The organism is Halomonas sp. ND22Bw (genome assembly GCF_003011945.1).
Taxonomy (GTDB): Bacteria; Pseudomonadota; Gammaproteobacteria; order Pseudomonadales; family Halomonadaceae; genus Halomonas; species Halomonas halophila.
In genome coordinates this window covers 1-355 of record NZ_PXWD01000363.1, presented here as the reverse complement: position 1 = coordinate 355, position 355 = coordinate 1, and the positions used below count along the sequence as shown (strand labels likewise).

Here is a 355-nt window from a genome sequence, read left to right as displayed (position 1 = left end):
GCGCTACTTGAGCACAGCCCACTCGGGCTCAAGTAGGCCGCAAGGCCGATAGCCCGCAAAAGAGAACGAGCCCGGCGAGAACCCTCCGCCGACGTGATCGTCGCCGGGGGCCGTTGTCGTATGGAGCCGTTTCACTCGTCGCCATGAGGTAGTGAATGTTCGAGGCTCTGAACGAGCGGCTGACAGGCGTCTTCGACCGGATCACCGGGCGCGGCGCCCTGTCCGAAAAGGACGTCGCCGAGGCGATGCGCGAAGTGCGCGTGGCCCTGCTCGAGGCCGACGTCGCCCTGCCGGTCGTCAAGGAATTCATCGCCTTCGCCACCGAGCGCGCGACGGGCGAAGAGGTCATCCGTTC

General features: G+C 66.2%; 1 protein-coding gene. It reads left to right on the top strand.

Features of this window, described 5'->3' with window-relative positions; all coding sequences use genetic code 11:
• Window positions 1–155: 155 nt before the first annotated feature.
• Window positions 156–355 (top strand): signal recognition particle receptor subunit alpha (locus CVH10_RS18450; protein WP_181244490.1); only part of this gene is annotated, 200 nt, incomplete at its 3' end.